The sequence below is a fragment of the Polynucleobacter sp. JS-JIR-II-c23 genome, from assembly GCF_035011225.1.
GTDB lineage: Bacteria > Pseudomonadota > Gammaproteobacteria > Burkholderiales > Burkholderiaceae > Polynucleobacter.
In genome coordinates this window covers 916,686-936,518 of sequence record NZ_JAYGQT010000001.1, presented here as the reverse complement: position 1 = coordinate 936,518, position 19,833 = coordinate 916,686, and the positions used below count along the sequence as shown (strand labels likewise).

Annotated in this window: 21 protein-coding genes and 1 tRNA gene; 8 read left to right on the top strand and 14 right to left on the bottom strand. The window is 46.1% G+C overall.

Annotated features, from left to right (window positions below):
• The first annotated feature begins 17 nt into the window (after positions 1-17).
• The 4 genes from murI to VC159_RS04820 are packed head-to-tail and all read left to right on the top strand — an operon-like array spanning position 18 to position 2,621.
• Positions 18-824, top strand: a complete 807-nt coding sequence (murI, locus tag VC159_RS04835; protein ID WP_323472924.1) for a glutamate racemase — start codon at positions 18-20, stop codon at positions 822-824.
• Positions 821-1,507, top strand: a complete 687-nt coding sequence (locus VC159_RS04830) for an energy transducer TonB (RefSeq protein WP_323472923.1) — start codon at positions 821-823, stop codon at positions 1,505-1,507. Before murI ends, VC159_RS04830 begins: the two co-directional genes overlap by 4 nt.
• 5 nt (positions 1,508-1,512) lie before the next feature.
• A complete protein-coding gene (locus VC159_RS04825) occupies positions 1,513-2,205 on the top strand; it encodes a MotA/TolQ/ExbB proton channel family protein (protein WP_323472922.1) in 693 nt (230 codons plus the stop codon).
• 2 nt (positions 2,206-2,207) lie between these two features.
• On the top strand, positions 2,208-2,621 hold the full coding sequence (locus tag VC159_RS04820; protein ID WP_323472921.1) for a biopolymer transporter ExbD: 414 nt from the start codon (positions 2,208-2,210) through the stop codon (positions 2,619-2,621).
• A 74-nt stretch (positions 2,622-2,695) separates the two neighbouring features.
• Here VC159_RS04820 and VC159_RS04815 read toward each other — a convergent pair whose 3' ends face one another.
• The 4 genes from VC159_RS04815 to VC159_RS04800 form a co-directional block, all read right to left on the bottom strand.
• The gene (locus VC159_RS04815; RefSeq protein ID WP_323472920.1) at positions 2,696-3,814 is read right to left on the bottom strand and encodes a formylglycine-generating enzyme family protein; all 1,119 of its coding nucleotides are present in this window, start codon (positions 3,812-3,814) and stop codon (positions 2,696-2,698) included.
• Between the two features lie 7 nt (positions 3,815-3,821).
• Complete coding sequence (locus VC159_RS04810; RefSeq protein ID WP_323472919.1) at positions 3,822-5,924, bottom strand: sulfatase-like hydrolase/transferase; 2,103 nt, start codon at positions 5,922-5,924, stop codon at positions 3,822-3,824.
• A gap of 287 nt (positions 5,925-6,211) precedes the next feature.
• Positions 6,212-6,676 carry a hypothetical protein gene (locus VC159_RS04805; RefSeq protein ID WP_323472918.1) on the bottom strand — a complete coding sequence of 155 codons (465 nt, stop codon included), beginning with the start codon at positions 6,674-6,676 and terminating at the stop codon, positions 6,212-6,214.
• 20 nt (positions 6,677-6,696) lie between these two features.
• Positions 6,697-6,785 (bottom strand) — tRNA-Leu (locus VC159_RS04800).
• 135 nt (positions 6,786-6,920) lie between these two features.
• Between VC159_RS04800 and VC159_RS04795 the strand changes: the two genes are divergently transcribed.
• From VC159_RS04795 to purU, 4 genes are all read left to right on the top strand, one after another.
• Positions 6,921-9,380: a penicillin acylase family protein gene (locus tag VC159_RS04795; RefSeq protein WP_323472917.1), complete on the top strand. Its 2,460-nt coding sequence runs from the start codon at positions 6,921-6,923 to the stop codon at positions 9,378-9,380.
• Positions 9,381-9,464: 84 nt separating this feature from the next.
• Positions 9,465-9,869 (top strand): surface-adhesin E family protein, encoded by a 405-nt coding sequence (locus tag VC159_RS04790; protein ID WP_215357036.1) that lies wholly within the window; start codon positions 9,465-9,467, stop codon positions 9,867-9,869.
• A gap of 61 nt (positions 9,870-9,930) precedes the next feature.
• Positions 9,931-10,230: a hypothetical protein gene (locus VC159_RS04785; protein ID WP_323472916.1), complete on the top strand. Its 300-nt coding sequence runs from the start codon at positions 9,931-9,933 to the stop codon at positions 10,228-10,230.
• Between the two features lie 75 nt (positions 10,231-10,305).
• Positions 10,306-11,160 (top strand): formyltetrahydrofolate deformylase, encoded by an 855-nt coding sequence (purU, locus tag VC159_RS04780; RefSeq protein ID WP_323472915.1) that lies wholly within the window; start codon positions 10,306-10,308, stop codon positions 11,158-11,160.
• 17 nt (positions 11,161-11,177) lie between these two features.
• On the opposite strand, the gene soxA is transcribed toward purU, so the two are convergent.
• From soxA to VC159_RS04730, 10 genes are all read right to left on the bottom strand, one after another.
• Positions 11,178-11,897 (bottom strand): sulfur oxidation c-type cytochrome SoxA, encoded by a 720-nt coding sequence (gene soxA, locus VC159_RS04775; RefSeq protein ID WP_215357042.1) that lies wholly within the window; start codon positions 11,895-11,897, stop codon positions 11,178-11,180.
• A gap of 59 nt (positions 11,898-11,956) precedes the next feature.
• A complete protein-coding gene (locus VC159_RS04770) occupies positions 11,957-12,286 on the bottom strand; it encodes a thiosulfate oxidation carrier complex protein SoxZ (RefSeq protein WP_215357044.1) in 330 nt (109 codons plus the stop codon).
• Positions 12,283-12,759: a SoxY-related AACIE arm protein gene (locus VC159_RS04765; protein WP_215357046.1), complete on the bottom strand. Its 477-nt coding sequence runs from the start codon at positions 12,757-12,759 to the stop codon at positions 12,283-12,285. The genes VC159_RS04770 and VC159_RS04765 overlap by 4 nt, the downstream gene beginning before the upstream one ends.
• Positions 12,760-12,770: 11 nt before the next feature.
• Positions 12,771-13,211: a sulfur oxidation c-type cytochrome SoxX gene (gene soxX / locus VC159_RS04760; RefSeq protein WP_215357048.1), complete on the bottom strand. Its 441-nt coding sequence runs from the start codon at positions 13,209-13,211 to the stop codon at positions 12,771-12,773.
• 27 nt (positions 13,212-13,238) lie between these two features.
• Complete coding sequence (locus tag VC159_RS04755; RefSeq protein ID WP_323472914.1) at positions 13,239-15,455, bottom strand: xanthine dehydrogenase family protein molybdopterin-binding subunit; 2,217 nt, start codon at positions 15,453-15,455, stop codon at positions 13,239-13,241.
• A gap of 10 nt (positions 15,456-15,465) precedes the next feature.
• Positions 15,466-15,915, bottom strand: coding sequence for a (2Fe-2S)-binding protein (locus VC159_RS04750; RefSeq protein WP_215357060.1), 450 nt, complete (start codon positions 15,913-15,915; stop codon positions 15,466-15,468).
• Positions 15,916-16,037: 122 nt separating this feature from the next.
• A complete protein-coding gene (locus VC159_RS04745; protein WP_323472913.1) occupies positions 16,038-17,183 on the bottom strand; it encodes a M20 family metallopeptidase in 1,146 nt (381 codons plus the stop codon).
• Between the two features lie 6 nt (positions 17,184-17,189).
• Positions 17,190-17,897: an ABC transporter ATP-binding protein gene (locus VC159_RS04740; RefSeq protein ID WP_323472912.1), complete on the bottom strand. Its 708-nt coding sequence runs from the start codon at positions 17,895-17,897 to the stop codon at positions 17,190-17,192.
• 2 nt (positions 17,898-17,899) lie between these two features.
• On the bottom strand, positions 17,900-18,694 hold the full coding sequence (locus tag VC159_RS04735) for an ABC transporter ATP-binding protein (RefSeq protein WP_323472911.1): 795 nt from the start codon (positions 18,692-18,694) through the stop codon (positions 17,900-17,902).
• The gene (locus VC159_RS04730; RefSeq protein ID WP_323472910.1) at positions 18,691-19,833 is read right to left on the bottom strand and encodes a branched-chain amino acid ABC transporter permease; all 1,143 of its coding nucleotides are present in this window, start codon (positions 19,831-19,833) and stop codon (positions 18,691-18,693) included. The genes VC159_RS04735 and VC159_RS04730 overlap by 4 nt, the downstream gene beginning before the upstream one ends.

The window sequence follows — 19,833 nt, the reverse complement described above, 5'->3', positions numbered from 1 at the left end:
AGTAAGCATAGTCAACATTGGCACTCATTGGGGTTTTCGATTCTGGCGTTGGAGGTTTATCCATATTGGATGAAGCTCTGCGTCAGCTTCCCCAGCATGACTATATCTATCTTGCCGACTCAGCTAATGCACCTTATGGCGAAAAATCGAGTGAGTGGATTGCCAAGCGCAGCCTCGCCCTTTGTAGCTATCTAGCCAACAAAGGGTGTGACGCTATCGTAGTTGCTTGCAACACCGCAACCGCTGAAGCGATTAAGCAAATTCGGGAGTCAATTTCGATTCCGATCATTGGGGTTGAGCCAGGCATTAAGCCAGCAGCCATGCAATCGCAAAACAATATAGTGGGCGTTCTCGCTACTGAAGCGACCCTCAAGAGCGATAAGTTCAATGCTTTATTAAATACCTTGCCAAATGATTGTCAGTTCATTAAACAAGCTGGCGCAGGACTGGTTCCTTTAATCGAGTCTGGCAATGCGGATAGCGAAGAAACCTTGGAGTTGTTGGCTAAACATCTTGAGCCGATTCAAGATGCAGGTGCAGACACCTTAGTGCTAGGCTGCACGCACTACCCTTTTCTCAGAAAAGCAATTCGCAAGCTCCTCGGTGAGTCAATTATAATAATTGATACTAGTGATGCCGTAGTCAGGCAACTGAAGAGACAGCTAGAGTCTCTCAATATAAAGAGCGATGGCAAAGAACATGGATCGATGTTGTTTATCAGCACCAAGGATGAGGCTATTCTGATGTCGATGGCGCAAGAGCTCATGTCTGCAGATTTAACTTTGCATTCTGTAGAAGCAAATATCCTAGGTGAAGTGCGATGAGCACTTTCCTGAAAAAAATAGACCCCTATATTCCGTTCAACAAAACTGAACGCATCATTATTGGCATCGTAGTACTCTTGCATGCTCTTCCTGCGCTGGAGTTTTTACACTTTAGTCAGCGCCCGCCGCAAATGGATGATGAGCGAGTCATGGCCAATTTGGTTAGTCCAGAAGCTTCTAAAACCCAACAACCTCCTGCTGCTACCCCACCCAAACCAAAAGAAGAAAAGAAAGCGGTTCAGGAGAAGCCTAAAGAAAAGCCTGTAGAAAAGCCTAGCCCTACTCAGGCACCACAACAAACACAGCAAAATCAAGCACAAAGCAAATCTGATGCCCAGCAACAAAATGCATCTGTAGCCCCTGCTACTAGTGGGGGTGCTAGCGGTACACCTATTCAGACTGACATTGGTAAACTGGTTGTGGTTTATCAGCCTGATGCAGATGCCTATTACCCATCATTCTCAAAGCGCTCTGGGGAACAAGGTGCAGTGGTAGTGCGCTTAATTATTGATGAAAGTGGCAACGTAGAAGATGTAGCATTACTTCAATCGAGCACCTTCCCCAGACTAGATCGCGCTGCAACCGATATCGGCAAACGTTATCGCTTTAAACCTTTTTTAGTAAATGGTTCACCCCAAAGAATTTCCACCAATCTTTTAATCAAATTTAATCTCAAGAATTAATCAATATGAATACACCATTTGGCATAGCAAATCTCTGGCTTGAAGGCGATGCGATTACTCGATTTGTGGCAATTGCCCTACTCATCTGCTCAATAGTGACTTGGGTCATTTTGCTCACTCGACTTTGGGATTTACGTAATCTACGCAAACTCAAACCCGAGCTTGAACAATTCTGGCGTGCTACATCATTTGATCAAGGCTTAGAAGCATTTAGCAATCATGCTATTAATCCTTATTACCAAATTGCTAAGTCAGCAACCAAAGCTTCTGCGCATCACCAAAGTCAATCCACCAATCACCGTGAATTACTGCAAACACTGAACTACTCTGAGTGGATGGCCAGAAGCCTGAAGAACAGCGTCGATAGCATTGCCGCTGGATTGCAGAAAGGTTTGACCTTCTTGGGATCTACCGGTGCGATTGCGCCATTTATTGGTTTGTTTGGCACCGTCTGGGGTATCTATCACGCCCTGATCGCGATCAGTAGCTCTGGAAGTGCTCAACTGGATCAAGTGGCTGGCCCCATTGGCGAGGCACTCATCATGACCGCCCTTGGCTTGGCTGTAGCGATTCCTGCGGTTCTTGCCTTTAACGCCATTAATCGCGCCAATAAATTGTTTGTAGCTGACCTCAATCGCTTTGGCAATGATCTATTAGCCTACTTTGTTACTGGTGCCCGCGTTAATTCCGGAGAATAGTCATGTCTTTTCATATACAAGACGACCAAAACGACGACAACATTATGTCCGAAATCAACATGACACCAATGGTGGATGTCATGTTGGTGCTGTTGATTATTTTCATCATCACACTGCCCGTCATTCAACAAGCAGTGAAGATTGAGCTTCCAAAGGCCAATAGCGTTCGCAACGAAGTCAAGCCCGAGTCAGTTCAGCTTTCGATTGATGCCAATGGTCAAATCTTTTGGAACAGCACACCGATCGATTTAAAGACCTTTGATGGCTATGCAGAGAAAGCTGCTCAGAAAGATCCTCAACCAGAAATTAATTTGCGCGCCGATAAGTCAGTGAAGTATGAGTATGTTGCACAGGTCTTGGCTGCATCACGCCGCGCTGGTTTAACGAAACTTGGATTTGTAACAGAACCTAATTAAAGGCAGCTAGCTTTTAAATCCCGGCATGCAAAAGCCACCTTCCGGTGGCTTTTTTACTCACTCTTGGATGGCCTCTATTGATTCTTAACTAGCCTAAAGCCCACGTGAGACATTCCGCTATAGGGATCTTGAGCTCTTCTTGCGCTAGGACGATAAGACATACAGTAATCCTCGTTGCACAAGAAAGAACCGCCGCGTATAACTCGCTTAGGAGCATCTAATGGCGCGGTCCGATCTGAAGGATCAAAACTATCTGCTGGGCCCTGTGGATTATCAATGGCATCTTTTCCACTTTGTTGAAGCTGCAATACAAAATAATCTGCTCGATACCAGTCCGCAATCCATTGCCATGCATTCCCAGTCATGTCGTAAAGGCCATACCCATTTTGCGGAAAGGATCGCACAGGTGTAGTACCTACTTTGATGCGCATGGAGCTGGCTTGACCATTTCCAATCACCGGGAAAGGTTGCTTTTGTATATCCCAATAATTGGCTTGTGGCTTACCTTCTGGCATTAACTGATCACCCCAAGCATAGGTTGCTTGATTGAGGCCGCCACGAGCAGCAAACTCCCACTCAGCTTCAGTTGGAAGGCGCTTGCCCGCCCACCTTGCATACGACTGCGCATCTTCGTAGCTTACTTGTACCACTGGGTAGTCACCCTTGCCCTCAATGTCACTCTTGGGGCCTTGTGGATGACGCCAGCTTGCGCCTGGAACGTATTGCCACCACTGAGAGGCGTCATTTAGATTGACTGGGCGGTCAGTGCCCACAAAGACCATGGCACCAGGAACTAAGACTTTATCAGGTGGCTTTGGAATGCCTGGAGGCAATTGAACTCGGATGGTCTCCCAATCGGGTTTTCTTTCTGCCGTAGTTTGATATCCCGTTTCTTTCACAAATTGGGCAAACTGGTCATTGGTCACATGGGTTTGATCCATCCAAAAACCATGGACACGAACCAAATGGGCTGGACGCTCATTTCGTTGCGCAAGCTTATGGTCGCTACCCATCATAAATTCACCGCCGGGTATCCAAGCCATATCTTTTGGCGCAGTCACGCCATCACTCAAAGTCACTACCGGTAACTTTGGTGCTGAAGAATGAAATAGGCCATACGAAGTAGCGGCGGCAACAAGTATCAATGCAAGCACTCCCCCTAGGAGGAGTGCTGAACGTCTGGTTATCTTCATAAAACGATTAGTAAATGCTGTATGTTTTCGGACAGGTCGTACCGAGGTTCTGTCTAATAGTTTGCTCATCAGTAGTACTAGTTACACCACTCCATACACCGCTAACCATAAAGTTATAAACACTAGACCAAATATTTGAAGAGGTAGCATAACGATAAATCTTCTGCCAATTCGATAGATCTTGGGCATTTACGACTCCGTCATTATTGCCATCACCAGGACAGTAAGGCTCAGAGGCCAATAAGCTTTGAAGCTTCGCATATAAATCGTTATAGACTGCCAAGATATCAACAGAGTAAGGGGTTGGAATGGCCAGGCTAGGATCATCAAGCTTTGGAAGCGGTGTTGCCTGATTAACCTCATACAACTCATATGACACAACCGAATTAGGGGCGGTTGTTCCGGGTGCAAATGTCTGGGTATAGTTTTGAATCAGCTTATATTTAGTGTTCCGAATTGCGGTAGATTTCTCGGGATTAATCTTTACTTGTGCATTTGGCGCTGGAGCAGTCATGCTGTTGCCGCCCGCAATATATTTCGCCTGATTAACTGCGTAGCATGAGGTGTAACCAACTCCACCATTCGCAATCACAGTTGAATCGGTATACCCAGACCCCCACCACACGCCGCCATTATCCTGACAAACACTCTTGGAGATTGGGACTTGCGAGCAAGAAGATGCAGAGAAAACACATGGTGCATTTCGCCCTCCATTTGCTTGGATGTTATAGCCACCCTGAGTAAAGTTAATGGTTCTCAAACTAGGTTGATCTGCTTCTGTCAGGTAAGGCAGCAACCCAACCGAGTCAATCGTTCTGGGGACCAACGCATGGGCATCTAAACCGGCCAATTCTCCAAAGAACTGAAATAGATCAACCATGTTGACCATATGATCAACTTCACGATCAGGACTAACCACCATTGGACCGGCAACAATGAGCGGATCCCAAACACCAGTTTGATAGGCAGTACCTTTAGCCTCTTGTGCGTTAAATGGAAGCTTAACGGCATTACCAAGAGTTCCGTTATCACCGACAATCACAATAACGGTATTGCTAGCTTTAGGATCGTAGTTTAAGGTGCCATTCGCATTGCGGGTAGCTAAGCCAGTTTCAATCAGAATTCGACCAAATTCAGAATCAAGACCTTCTGTCATCTGATTCTGAATCACGCGACCATCATTGCTATTTGTGCAATCAAGTAAATCTGCGCCAGCGCGATCGCCTACTGGGATTAATTTTTTAGGCGGCTGCTGCCATGGAGTATGGGCAGAACTAAAACTCACCGTAGCCATCCATGGTTTGGCGGAGTCTTTCTTTCCGTTAATCCACTTAATAGCGGCATCAGCCTCAATGCGTGTGCGATAACCGCGAGCGCGTGGATCTGTTAGCGGAACCTGATACGGCTCCAGTCCATTCTCAATAATGAGGAGAGGAGAAACATAATAGGCATTTTGCTCGTTAAAATTGAGGCCTGAGGGAGGTGTTCCGCAAGACTGATTGGCAACAAAAATTCCCCCGGAATCTAAGCATTGAAGTCCAGCCGCATCCTGCCTCGGAGAAGTTTGCGACATCGGCGCGCAACTATTATTAGCGTAGTAACAAGCCCCTGAAGTTGCGGTAGAACTAGGAACAAAGCCGCACTTATAAGTTCCGCTAGCAGCAACACCGCCAGCTGTTGAGTCCAGCGACCCAGGTAAGCCACCGATCCAGCCATAAAAATAATCCCAACCCAACTGCGCCGGAGTGTTGTAGCCTGCCTGATTGTTGTCTGGGCCCGCTAAGTGAAATTTACCAAACATGGCACTTTCATAATTAGCATTTTTTAGGAGCTTTGGAACTGTTACATCGTATTCCGTGAGCTGAGAATTAGCAAGATCATTTGCGCCGATCGCTTGATAAATATTGGTGCGGAATGGATAACGTCCAGCGAAGAAAGAAGCTCGCCCGTTCGAGCACTCTGGCATAGACCATGTATTGCGAAAACGCACACCCTTGCGAGCAATCGCTGTGATGTTGGGCATGCTTGGCGGAGTGTCACCGCCGTAGCCGAATGACTCCATCTGGTCAATACCGACATCATCCATGATGACGTACAAAATATTAGGCACTCCCGATGAAGATGAAGAAGATGAACCTCCTCCACTACCACTGCAGGATAGCAAGCATAAGGCTATCGCCCCTAAAATAAGGATCTGTAGCAGGTATCGAAGCATCTTCATTGGCATTGCTTTCTGGCAAAAATATTGTGGGAAGCGCCCGGAAAAGATTGGGCAATTCTTGGGTAATGATGTTTTTGATATTACCCCAAAATAATGTGAGTACGGTGGCTTTTCCTTACAGCCCAAGGCTGTGCAGACTTTACAGCGCCGGCATTCGCAACAAAGCAAAACTATCTTTATTTAGTCTTGTATGGCGCTTTCGAGGGAAAGCATGTCTCTTCGCTAGTATGGGTGCCATTTCCAATGGTTGCACCCAAGATGCCACCCTGTATTTTCTCGACCTTCTGGAACTTGCCAGTCACCGGGTCAAGCGTAATGTTGGTAATGACATTACCTGCAGGATAAGAAACTCCCATAATTTCTTCAGGCTGAAAATTTGCTTCTATTAATATCAAAATATTGGGACGTGCCAGCGTGATGCTCTTAACGACTTGTGTCCCATATAAATCTGACTGGTCTAGATCGCGACCATCTAAAAATAACTTGGCTTTTTGGGCGCCCGAAGCAAGCATCATTTTCATCTCGTATTCTTCGGTATATCCTTTTTCCGCACGCTTGCAATTAAATTCGAGAACGTCAACACCCCATGCAAAAGATGAAAAGATCAAGCCTGAGCAAATGAGAAGTTTGGGTAAATTCATAAACGAGGTAGAAGTGTCTTTGGTGCCCGAGGCCGGAATCGAACCGGCACGACTTTTTTGAGTCGGCAGATTTTAAATCTGCTGTGTCTACCGATTTCACCACTCGGGCTCGCGTCAACAATAAAGTCGCGTTAAATAAATCAAGACAAGCCAAATTTTAGCACGCAAGCCCCATATAGGCCCCAGGAGCCCCATTTACCCCGCCACCCAAGGGTAAGTTGAATAAAACCTCTAAAATCTATCCATGAATTTATCGGCAAAATCATCGGGGCTTGGGAAACTTATGCGGGCTGGCCTATGGCTAATAGGGGCCTGCATCATCATTGGTTTAGCAGTCACTCTCGCCTATTTTTATTCCGCCCAATCCAATATCTCAGGCAAGCGTACGATTAAAAGTCTGGGTGATTCTGTTGCCATTACCTTTGATGAGTCTGATATTCCACATATCAAAGCAAAAAGCCAGGCAGATGCCTACTTTGCCTTAGGCTACCTCCACGCTAGTGAACGCTCCTGGCAAATGGAAATGAATCGACGCATTGCGAGCGGTCGGCTTTCGGAAATCCTGGGTAATGACACTGTAAAAATTGATCGCTTTGTGCGTACGCTAGGCATCAAGCGTGCAGCTGAGCGTCAATTTGATCGCTACCCTGTGTCCGCCAAGCGCTTATTGCAAGCTTATGCAGACGGCGTCAATGCTGGCAACGCGCAATTAGGTTGGGCTCTCCCAGTGGAGTATTTCTTAACAGGCTCAAAACCAGGTCACTGGTCACCAACAGACAGCGTCGCTTGGATGCTCATGATGGCTTATGACTTGGGTGGAAATTGGCACAAAGAATTACAACGACTTGAGTTATCGCAATACCTCAGCACCAAACAAGTATGGGAAGTGATTCAGCCATATGAGCATGACGAACCTGTCAGCAATCTGGATTTTTCCAAGCTATATAGGGAACTAAAAGTCTATCATCCGTCTCCAGGTCCCGCAGAGGGCAAAGCTAAGAACTTACCTGCAACCGAGTTGAGCCAGCTAGATCAAATGGGAGCAAGGGATGGTATCGGCTCGAATAACTGGGCTTTGAGTGGCAAGCTAAGCACTTCTGGCAAGCCATTATTAGCTAACGACCCCCATCTAGGGCTGTCTGCTCCTGCTGTCTGGTACTTTGCTCATCTAGAGGCCCCCGGTTTAAATGTAATCGGCGGAACCCTTCCCGGAATACCTGCAGTAGTTTTGGGTAGAACAGATAAGTTTGCATGGAGCTTTACCAATACCGGGCCTGATGTTCAAGATTTATACATTGAGCAAATTGACTTGAAGAATCCGGGCATGTATCGGGGTCCTGATGGACCACTTCCATTCAAAGTACATCAAGAGATTATTGATATCAAGGGATCTCCATCGCTGACTTTCTTAGTAAAAGAAACTCGACATGGTCCTGTCATCTCTGATTCCTATGCAAAAGCCAAGCGTACGATTGATACGGATCGCTTTGCTCTTGCTTTCCGCTGGACGGCGCTCGATATTGAAAACCAATCTGTTGCTGGATTATTGGATATGAATCGCGCAGCCGATCTAGATCAATTCAAGCAAGCACTAAGAAAAAATTACGCTCCGATGCAAAACGTGGTCATGGCGGATATCGAAGGTAATATTGCCTATCAAGCAGCGGGAATGGCTCCCAAAAGAATTCTGCACCATGGTCTTTATGGTGTAGCGCCAGCGCCTGGCTGGGAACGGCAGTATGACTGGAACGGCTATGTGCCTTTTGAACAGCTTCCTGCCAGCAATAACCCTGAGCAAGACTGGATAGCAACAGCCAATCAAAAAATTATCGCAGCCAATGATCCCAATCCTTTAACGGGTGATTGGGACTTGCCAACACGTTATAACCGTATTGTTGATCTCATTAAATCTAAAAATATTCACTCCGCTGATGATATGAAAACTATGCAGGGCGATACCCTATCGCTTGGGGCAACACCATTATTAGAATTATTCAAAACCAGCCAGAGCCCCCATCCATTGAGCGCGCAAGCAATGGAAATTGGCAGAAGTTTTGATGGTGATATGAAAAAAAATAGCGCAGGCGCACTGATTTTTAATGCCTGGGCAGACCAGTTAACACGCAATCTTTTCTCCAGATTAAGTTATCTATTTACCGAAACATATGGTTCGCGCAATTACCGGGCACCACTCATTAATCAAATCAAGAATCCCAATAGCCCCTGGTGTGACGATCCTAAAACGCAGCAGGTTGAATCTTGCCAGGACTCTTCCAACAATGCACTTGGTAAAGCTTTGGAATATTTAAATAAGGAATATGGTGACGACCCCAAATCTTGGGTTTGGGGCAAAGCGCACATTGCCATCTCCGAGCATCGTCCATTTAGCAAGGTGCCTTTACTGGGCGAACTATTTAATATCAGAACCCCCTTCGCTGGAGATAGCTTTTCTATCAACGTGGGGCGACTTGAGCTGATGCAGTCCGAGAATCCCTATGAAACACTACAGGCGCCAAGCTTACGGACAATCTATGATTTAGCGGATCTGGAGAAATCACTCTTTGTTTATCAGACAGGCCAATCTGGATGGGTACAAAGCAAGCTATATCGCAATATGAACTCGTTGTGGGCGAACAATGAATACCTTCCCTTGCAGATGAAACCCGAAAAGTCTAGTCGCCAGTTGGAATTAACCAATAAGTAAACCATTACTACAATGGCACATGGTGGCATAGGCGCTTAAAATAGCATGTATATCTCAAAAGCAATTAATAAGGACTGAATTCTCATGAAATCCATCACAACCCTACTCGCAATTTCAGCCACATTATTGACAAGTGGAAATGTCATGGCTGCCTGGCAAGAAATTGGTACGGTCGATTCATTCACTGTTTTTGTAGATCCAGCAACAATTCAAAAACAGGATGACAAAACTCAAATTTTGTCGATGCTAGATTTTAAAAAGCCAGGTCAAAATCCACAAACCAAAGAAATTGTAAATTCGATTATTGGTCTTAATGAATTTGATTGCAGCACCGCCAAATATCGCCCAATTGAATTTAAAGCATTTGCTGGCAATGGCGGCAAAGGTAAGGTGGTTGAGGAGCAGAAAACTCCAGATAGCCCTTTTGAGGCTATTGAAAACAAAACATGGGCTGCAGGCGTGTTCAATGTTGCCTGTCGCAGCAAATAATTTTTCCTATTTGCGATTCACCCTTTTTCGCTGGCTTGGCTTAAGTTGCCTAATAGGATTATTGAGTGCTTGCGTCGCACCATTAGCAACCCTTAGTAGCTCTGGTACAGCAGCTGCCAGTACTATTGGAACCGCTGCTGTAGCAAACCCTGGCACAGCAGTAAGCCTTGCATCTTCTGCGGCGACAGGTAAATCTCCCTTAGAGCATATGGCATCTGCCGCCACCAAAAAAGAGTGCAACTTCTTTAATGTGATTGACTCAAAACCTATCTGTATTGAGGTTGTTCTACCCACCGTTACGGATAAAAGTGAGCCCTTATTGGGGCCTGGAGATACGACTAAGAGTTCTGCCAAGCAATAACTCGGGCACTTAGCCCCAAGCAGGGGGATAAGCGACTAAAATTAGTGCTTATAAGCAATCTACTAACGAATTAATATGGCCACTGAAAACTATTACCTTACTCTTACCTGCCCGAATAAACCCGGCATTGTTGCTGCGGTCTCTACTTATATATTTGAACTAGGCGGTGACATTGAAGAAGCTCAACAGTTTGATGATAAAGCGTCAAAGCGCTTTTTTATGCGCGTCAGCTTTAGCTGTCCTGCGAATGTAGAGTCACTCAGAGTGGGCTTTGTCGAAATTGCAAAGCGTTTTGAGCTCACTTGGGAATTGCGTGCAGTAAAGGATCTTAAACGCGTATTAATCATGGCTTCCAAGTTAGACCATTGCCTGGTTGACCTTCTCTATCGCTGGCGCATTGGTGAGTTACCGATGATTATCTGTGGCATCGTCTCCAACCATCCTCGTGACGTCTATGCCAGCATTGATTTTGCGGATATCCCGTTCTACCACCTACCAGTCACACCTGAAACCAAGCCAGCCCAGGAAGCGAGACTTCTCGAAATCGTTGCAGATTCTAAGGTAGACATGGTGATTTTGGCGCGCTACATGCAAATCTTGTCAGATGATTTATCGACTAAGCTATCTGGCCGCTGCATTAACGTGCACCACTCATTCTTGCCTAGCTTTAAGGGTGCTAAACCATACCATCAAGCGCATGCTCGCGGTATCAAGCTCATCGGTGCAACTGCCCATTTTGTGACTAGTGATCTGGATGAAGGTCCGATCATCGAGCAAGATGTGACTCGCGTTACGCATGGCGATACACCAGAAGACTTGGTGCGTAAGGGTCGAGATTTAGAGCGCGCAGTTCTCTCAAGAGCTTTGCGTTACTACCTACACGATCGCGTCCTCATAAATGGAGCAACTTCAGTAGTCTTTTCTGATTAACTGAAGAAAGACCCTTGCTAAGGCCTCACCCCTGGAGATTCTAGGGGTAGGCCTCTAGCTCGCCACATCAGAAACAGCTCTAACTGCGCCATCTCTGGCGAGCCATATTCAAATTGTTGCGCCCTCACACCGCTCATGCAGTTGCGTAGCCGTCTTTGCAATGAACCCAAGGTTTGCCACTCTAAGCGATAGATGGGATAGGCATTGGGATGTCCTTGAGGTATTGGGCTACCGCCAAGCTTTAGGCCCGCCCTATCCTCGTGACATTGCGCACAAGATAAATTAAGCTGTCCCATACGCTCATTAAATGACTGCCTGCCCTTTTTTAAGAAGGGTGCGTTAGCAGAATTTTCATTCACCGCAATTGGCATGCCCTTGGACTGAAATGCGATGAAGGCAGTTAAGGCTAAGAGATCTTTGCTCTCGTAGAGCAAGGCGGGGGCTGATTGAGTGCCGATTCGACACTGATTGATTTGGCCTTCCAGCGTTTGGAGTTTGCCTTTAATCACCTTAGGATATTGAGTAGCTACACCGCGCATGGATTTTTTTGCATCCCCATGACAAGTGCTACAAGCATTATTTTGTGGACCAAGCTTCTGTTGCCATAAACTTTCACCATCACCAACCCAAAACATTGCTGGATTGAGTGAAGGGTCATCTTGCATTGCCTTGTTCTCGGCAGACATCAACTCATAACTCGACTGCTGCAATGGCGGTACTGCTTTTGGAGCCCCCATGAATATAAGGCTAGCAAGTATTAGATAAATGCCACTCAGAAAAAAAGAAGTTTTCTTTTTCACGAAACAGTAATGTGAGACTGGTTGACTGCCTCATACCCATCATCCCCAGCCCATCTGAACTCGAGGGTTCCGGACTCAACAGCGATAGTGGTGAAGATGATTAAGGGATTAGCCCCTATTCCTGAATAGAAATCCGCTTTAAACACTTCCACAGTGTTGTAGGTGCAGGTAAAGGTACGAATAATATCGCGGGGAATGAGCTTGCCGCCCTCGGTATAGCGAAAACCTGACTCCATATCATGCTGCGCAATAGCGCGAATCTCAATAATGGAATCTTTTTTGGCCGTAGCTGGCATTGTGATGGATGTACGGGAAGTTTTACTCATACCATCTCCGTGCACGCTGAAAGGGTTACCAAAGTTTCGGCGGAGCCTTGCCAAAAACTACCATTACTCATTTGTGCAATAGCCCATACCTTCTGGCTATCAGCCAAACGGACACGCGTCGTAATGTTTGCAGTGCCCGAACGTGGAGTAAGGTAAACAGTAAAGATATTAGGCAAAGGATTGCCCTCGGCAATCACATGTATGGTCTTGACATAATCATTGGCTGTCATCGGACTATCTACACTAACCTTGAGCACGACTAAATTACCATTTTCCACTAGCGGTGGAATAACCAGAGTGACTTTACCCTCCCTAATAGCAGCGCCACCGGTAATTTTTTTAATCGCTTCATCTGCCTCTTCTTTTTTAGCAAGGGCAGCTATCGGATTTAAACAAAAACCCAAGGCCAAAAGCCCAAGACCCTGGACTTGCTTTAGCCATTGCCTGCGATGGTTATGAATGATTTTCTTCATCTCGATTTCAGTTAATTTGTATTATTCAAAGTCACCAAGAAAGCAATAACATCTTCGATCTCTTGTCCGCTTAGTATTGTCTGCCCCGAAAACTTAGGGGCTACACGATTGAGGTGTTTAGTTTCATAATAAGCCGGCATGATTGTTTGTGGATTGAAGTGTGCTGCATTCACAATACGCGCCCTTAGTTGTGGGGCATTTAAGCGAGCCACGCTCATCTTCAGTTCAGGAGCTAAGTTCCCCTGAAAGCGCTCTTCTGGAAACGGGCCGCTGTGACATAGCAAACATAAACCTGTTTGACGACTTGCCACAATCACTCTACCACGCACCGGATTGCCAGCCTCAGAAGAAAGGGATTCAAAAATCGAATCACCCACGATTACTTGAGCGTGCACAGCATTGAGATTGAGGATGACTAGCAATGAAAATGCTAGTGCAATCCTCTTTCTCATCGACACAATGTCACTGTGAACTAACGCTTAAACTAGCTTGATACCGCTGTTTTTCAAAGGCACTGTGCGCAAGCGTTTGCCTGTTGCACGATAAATGGCATTGAGAACAGCTGGTGCAGCTACCGCAATCGTTGGTTCACCTACGCCACCCCACTCTTTACCGCCACCTTGAATGATGATGGTTTCGACTTTTGGCATCTGATAGAGACGAATCGAGTTAAAGGTATCAAAGTTCTTCTGAACAACAGCACCTTTTTCAATCGTGATCTCTTCTTCGAATAAAGCGGATAAGCCATAAACAAAGGAGCCGGAGACCTGACGTGCAATTTGCGCAGGGTTAACTGCATAACCAGGATCGGTAGCGGCAACAATGCGATGAATCTTCACTTCATTGCCGTTCTTAACTGAAAGCTCACAAGCTGCAGCAACATAACTGCCAAATGAGCGCATTTGCGCAACACCACGATAGACGCCTGGGGCGGCTGGCTTAGTCCAACCAATACCATCAGCTACCGCATTCAATGCTGCAACTGCACGTGGGTACTTTTCCATATGCTTGCGACGGAACTCTACCGCATCCATGCCTGTTGCTTCAGCCAACTCATCCATAAACGTTTCAATAAAGATTGCGTTTTGGTTAACGTTCACACCACGCCAGAATCCTGGTGGCACGTGGGTATTACGCATAGCGTGGTCAATAGTGAGGTTAGGGAAGCTATAAGTAATACCATGCTCTCCACTGTCCTCAAGACCCTGGAACGCTAACGGATCCTTACCTTTGTTTGCTGCAACTACTGCTGGACGCACCGCAGCCAGGATGGATTGACCTGACAAACGCATGTTAATACCAGTGACGTTTTTCTTGTCATCAATCGCTGCAGTCATCTTACACATCATTACGGGATGGTAACGACCCTGGGTCATATCCTCTTCACGAGTCCAAATCAACTTAATAGGAGTGCCTGGCATTTGCTTGGCAATATTCACCGCTTGCGTTGTGTAATCCTGGAAAGCGCCACGGCGACCAAAGCCACCACCAAGGTTTACCTTGTAGACATTACATTTTTCTGCAGGAAGTCCAGATGCAGCAATAACGGCTGCTAATGAAGCTTCACCGTCTTGAGTTGGAACCCAAGCCTCACAAGAGTCGGCAGTCCATTTTGCAGTCGCTGTTTGCGGCTCTAGGGTGGCGTGATTTAAGAATGGGTAGAAATAAGTAGCCTCTAATTTCTTAGATGCGCCAGACATTGCCGCTTTAACATCACCATTAGTGTTGTGAACAAAAGCATCATCTGCATTTAAGCCCTCTTCCAACATCTTCTTAATGGAAGCACTGGAAACATTGCCATTAGTACCGCTATCCCAAACGATATTCACTTGGTCTAAAGCGGTTTTAGCTTGCCAGAAGGTATCTGCTACAACTGCTACCGCTGAGTCACCTACCTGAACTACTTTCTTTACGCCTTTCATGCTTTGCGCTTTAGCCGCGTCGTAGCTCTTTACTTTGCCGCCAAACACTGGAGACTCTTTAATATTCGCCACCAACATACCTGGCATCTTCAAGTCAATTGCATAGACCTGTCGCCCAGTGACCTTGTCGGAAACGCCATCAATACGATTGACAGGCTTACCAATTAATGTCCACTCCCTTGGATCCTTCAATGGCACTTCTTTTGGCACTTCCAACTGTGATGCCGCTACAGATACCTTACCGAAAGTTGTCTTTTTGCCAGACGGAGTATGAGTAATCACGCTATCTTTTGCTACGCATTCAGAAGCGGGAACGCCCCATTGATTTGCCGCAGCCTGAATCAACATGATGCGCGCAGCAGCTCCGCCTTTGCGAACATATTGCTCAGAAGTACGAATACCACGGCTGCCGCCAGTGGAATAGCTACCCCATGCCAGCTTACGCTTTAAATTCTCACCAGGTGATGGATAGTCATAAGAGACTTTTTTCCAATCACATTGCAATTCTTCTGCAACCATCTGAGCTAAGCCAGTAATAGTGCCTTGACCCATTTCTGAGCGGACAATACGCACAACAACATCATCATTCGGCTTAACTACAACCCAGATACCAATTTCTGGTGTGGCTAATGGAGTCATGGCAGTAGTGCCAGTACCCATAGCCGCATTTGCAGCAGACATAAAAGAAAGATCGAGGCCAATGGCTAAGCCAGTAGCAATGGCACTAGAGCCAATGACAAAATGGCGGCGGGAAGTATTTGTATTTGTAGTCATGTTTTTCCCCTTAAGCCTTGCTAGCTGCATGAATCGCTGCACGCACTTGCTGGAATGTGCCGCAGCGGCAGATATTAGTAATGGACTCGTCGATTTGTGCATCAGTAGGCTTTGGATTGTTTCTTAACAAAGCGGTGGTTGCCATCACCATGCCGGACTGACAGTAACCACACTGAGGCACTTGATTGTCGACCCACGCTTTTTGAACTTTAGAAAGCTGACCACTCTTCTCTAAACTTTCAATAGTCTCGATTTTTTTTCCTTCAGCTGCAGCTACTGGAATAGAGCAGCTACGAATGGCCTGACCCTCAAACAACACTGTGCACGCACCGCATTGACCAACTCCACATCCATACTTAGTGCCGGTTAAACCGACCTGTTCGCGGATTACCCAAAGCAATGGGGTTTCTGGATCAACGTCCACCTTGTATTTTTTACCATTGACATTCAATTCAGCCATGAGTGCTCTCCTAAAAATTCTTTTTATGGTGTCAGAGGCAACTTCATTACCCCCACTTATCGTGTGCTTATCTTAACTAAGAATTAATATATTGCAATGCAACATTTATTGGGGGCGAAGAACTAGTGAGCCTGCCAATCAAGAATTAGTTCAGAAAATAACTGAGTCGCATCTGTAATTTTGTCGACGTAACAAAATTCGTCAGTTTGATGAGCCATTTCTGGCTGGCCTGGCCCCAGAATCACGGTGGGTGGATTGCCAATTGCGGGCTTTAATGCTGATGCATCGGTAAAGTAAGACACCGTCTTTTCGACCGGACGAACCCCATTAATCTTTTCACAAAAATCAAATACGCTTGCCATCCAGGGATCTGTAGCGGGCGTGAACACCCCTTCAATATCAATAATGGTGTCCAGGCGAACCGTAGGGCCCAGCGCTTTACATAGGCAGCCATAAATATGTTGATGGCTTTGCCCTGCAACCGTACGAATATCCAGCGTCATTTCCGCCGCATCAGGAACTGAGTTGATATTGATGCCTGATTTGGCAGTACCCACATTAAGAGTGCCTTGACCCATCAACTCATGGACAGGAGTATCAAAAGCAAATTTTTCTAAAGTTAATGCGGCCTTAGCCAACTTATAAAACGCGTTGTCGCCACGCTCAGGCATCGAGCCATGAGCGGTAACGCCATCAGTAGAGGCTTTCAACCAGTAGGCCCCCTTGTGACCTAGCAAAGGTTCATTGGCGGTAGGTTCAGCCACAATAAAGCATCCAGCAGGGCCCAGAAAATCCAATATTTCCTGGTTAGCTGCCAAATGAAAGGCGCCTTCGCAACCCGTCTCTTCTCCTGCGGTAATGATCATGCTAACACCGGCGCCCTGCTTAGCTGAGTCAGCCATTTTCATAGCTGCAACAACAAATGCAGCTACACCGCTCTTCATATCGCTAGAGCCGCGACCATACAACTTACCGTCTTCAATAACACCGGCAAAGGGCTCATATTTCCAGGTGCGGGCGCCCAAGGGAACCACATCCACATGCCCAGTAAAACAAATACTGGGTTTTTGCTCGGTGCAGGCGCCAATTTTGGCAACTAAACTCATACGATGCGGAGCAAATTCAATCTTGTGACATTCGTAGCCGACTGACTCTAAAAGCTTGGCTAAATAGTTGCAAACTTGATCTTCATTACCCGGGGGATTAATCGTATTGAAGCGAATCAGATCTTGAGTTAATTCGATTGGATCGGGAATGCTATTAGTCATCTTGATTTATCCAAAATAAGCCGCTTGAACTTCGGCGTTCTCAGCCAATTCAGCAGCACTTCCCTTAGCCACCACTTGACCCTTGGTAATGACATACCCACGATGGGCGATTGCCAAGGTTTGACGAACATTCTGCTCAACCAATAAAACCGTGGTCCCCATTTGATTGATTTCTTTAATGATCTTAAAGTTTTCTTTTACAAACAGCGGTGATAATCCCAGCGAAGGCTCATCGAATATCAGCAACTCAGGCGAACTCATTAAGCTGCGACTAATGGCAAGCATGGCCTGCTCACCACCCGACATGGTGCCTGCCAGCTGATTGGAACGCTCTGCAAGACGCGGAAACAAATTCTTAACATGCTCACGACGCTCTTCAATGACCTTTTTGTCGGTCACCAAATAAGCTCCGGCGGATAGATTTTCATCCACCGTCATCCGCGGAAACACGCGACGACCTTCTGGAACACATGCAATACCCGCCTCAATAATGCGATGCGTTGGTAAATGAGCAATATCTGCGCCATTAAAAATAATTTTTCCACGATTGGCTGGAGTCAAGCCCAGGACGGAACGAATTAAAGTCGATTTTCCGGCTCCATTGGCACCCAGAATGCAGGTGATTTCACCCTTCTCGACTTTGATAGATACATCTTCAAGTACATCAATCCGATCGTACGCGGTATAGATGTGTTCAATCTCTAATAAGGCCATGATTATTCCTGCCCCAAATAAGCGACTTGCACTTCGCGATTATTCACAATCTCATCGTAAGTACCCTCAGCAATCTTCTTGCCATAGTTCAAAACAATGCAACGCTCAGTCATCCGCTGAATCAAACCCATTTCATGCTCAATCAAAATAATGGTGAAAGGCTTAATCTTGCTGCGTACCTGCAAAATATCATCCATTACTTCAGCGGTCTCATCGTGAGTCATGCCAGCTGAAGGCTCATCTAAAAGCAGTAAATCAGGTTGACTGATCAAGGCTCTGCAGATTTCGATGCGGCGGCGATCAATCATTGGCAAGCTTGCCACTGGCTCAAATATTTTGTCAGCTAACTTAGGGTTAAACGTAAGGAGCAACTGTCTCACCTGCTCAACCAAGCCTTCGTATTCTTGCTTGAACTTCTCTCGTTGAAACAAATTAAAGAAAAGCCCAGTATTTAATCGACGGTTATCACCAATGGCGATGTTATCGAACACTGTTAAAGGTAAAGACAAACGCGAGCGCTGAAAGGTGCGAGTAATCGCATGTAAATACACTTGCTGAGCAGTAGCATCAGTCAAATCCTCACCGCGGAATGCGACACTTCCTGAACTTGCCCGATACAGACCGGTAATCACGTTAAAGAAAGTGGTCTTGCCTGAACCATTGGGGCCCAGCAATCCCAATACTTCACCCTCGTTCACATGAAGATCTAATGAATCTAATGCTGTCACGCCACCAAAACGCATGGTGAGTTTGTCTGCGACCAGAATCTGCTTCTTGGATGATGGTAATGAGCTCATTTTTGGCCTCCCGCTTTGTTACCCGGGAAATACTCACGAATCCGCCTTGGCAGTAAACCATCGGGACGGAATAGCAAGATCAAGATCACCACAATGGCATAGAGCAAGAAACGATATTCCTGAATAAACTGCAGCTTCTCAGGAAGAATCACCACAATGGCTGCCGCAGGAATGATTCCCCATGGATTACCAATACCACCCAAAATCACAATCGATACCAAAATCAAAGAGTCGGCAAAGGTAAAGTTATTGGGGGCAACATAGGCAGTCATCATTCCATAGAGTGCTCCTGCCATACCAGCAATGAAGTTGCCCAATGTAAATGCCACTACCTTCCAGTGCGCAATGTTCACACCAAAAGTAGAGGCTGCAATTTCATCGGTACGGACCATATCCATACTCAATCCAATCCATGAGCGCTCTAAATTGCGGGTGATTCTAAAACTAGCAATTAGCAGAACTAATGCGATCAGGAGGTATGGGATGTAAAAAGACAGCTCAAAACCAGCAATGTCCAAGCCATCAGATAAATTCCAGCCAAAAATAGTGAGCGGAGGGATCTTCAATCCCTGTGGGCCGCCCAGAGTGTCATTCACTTCCAAGAAATTACGGAATAGGATGCCAAATGCAATAGTCACTAATGCTGCATAGTGCCCGCGAGTTCTCAATACAGGATAAATCAAGATAGAACCAATTAAGGCAGAGATGCTAGCAGCGATAAATAGAACCAGCAAATGAGGGATCGCTGTGTGCGTCGCCAATATTGCAGCGGTATAACTGCCGATACCAAAGAAAGCGGCGCCTGCAAAGTTCACGATGCCGACATAACCAAATTGAATGTTTAAGCCAAGGCAAACAATGGAATAGATCAGCACCGTAGCGAGCATCAAGAGCGCAAAGTGTGAGTTGTGGAACACCAACATAGTTATCAGCACACCAGCAATCGAGGCATAAGCTGGAAAGTGCGGATGCTCTCTTGCGGTAATCGCAAGCTTATCCATCAACCCTAATTTTTTACCAACTAAACTGGTTACAAATGCGAGGATTACGAGAGCGCCAACCTCAAGCTGGTTTTCTGAACCCAACAGCAGAATGCTGTAGACCAGACACGCAATGAAGGTAGATATTAATAACTTCAT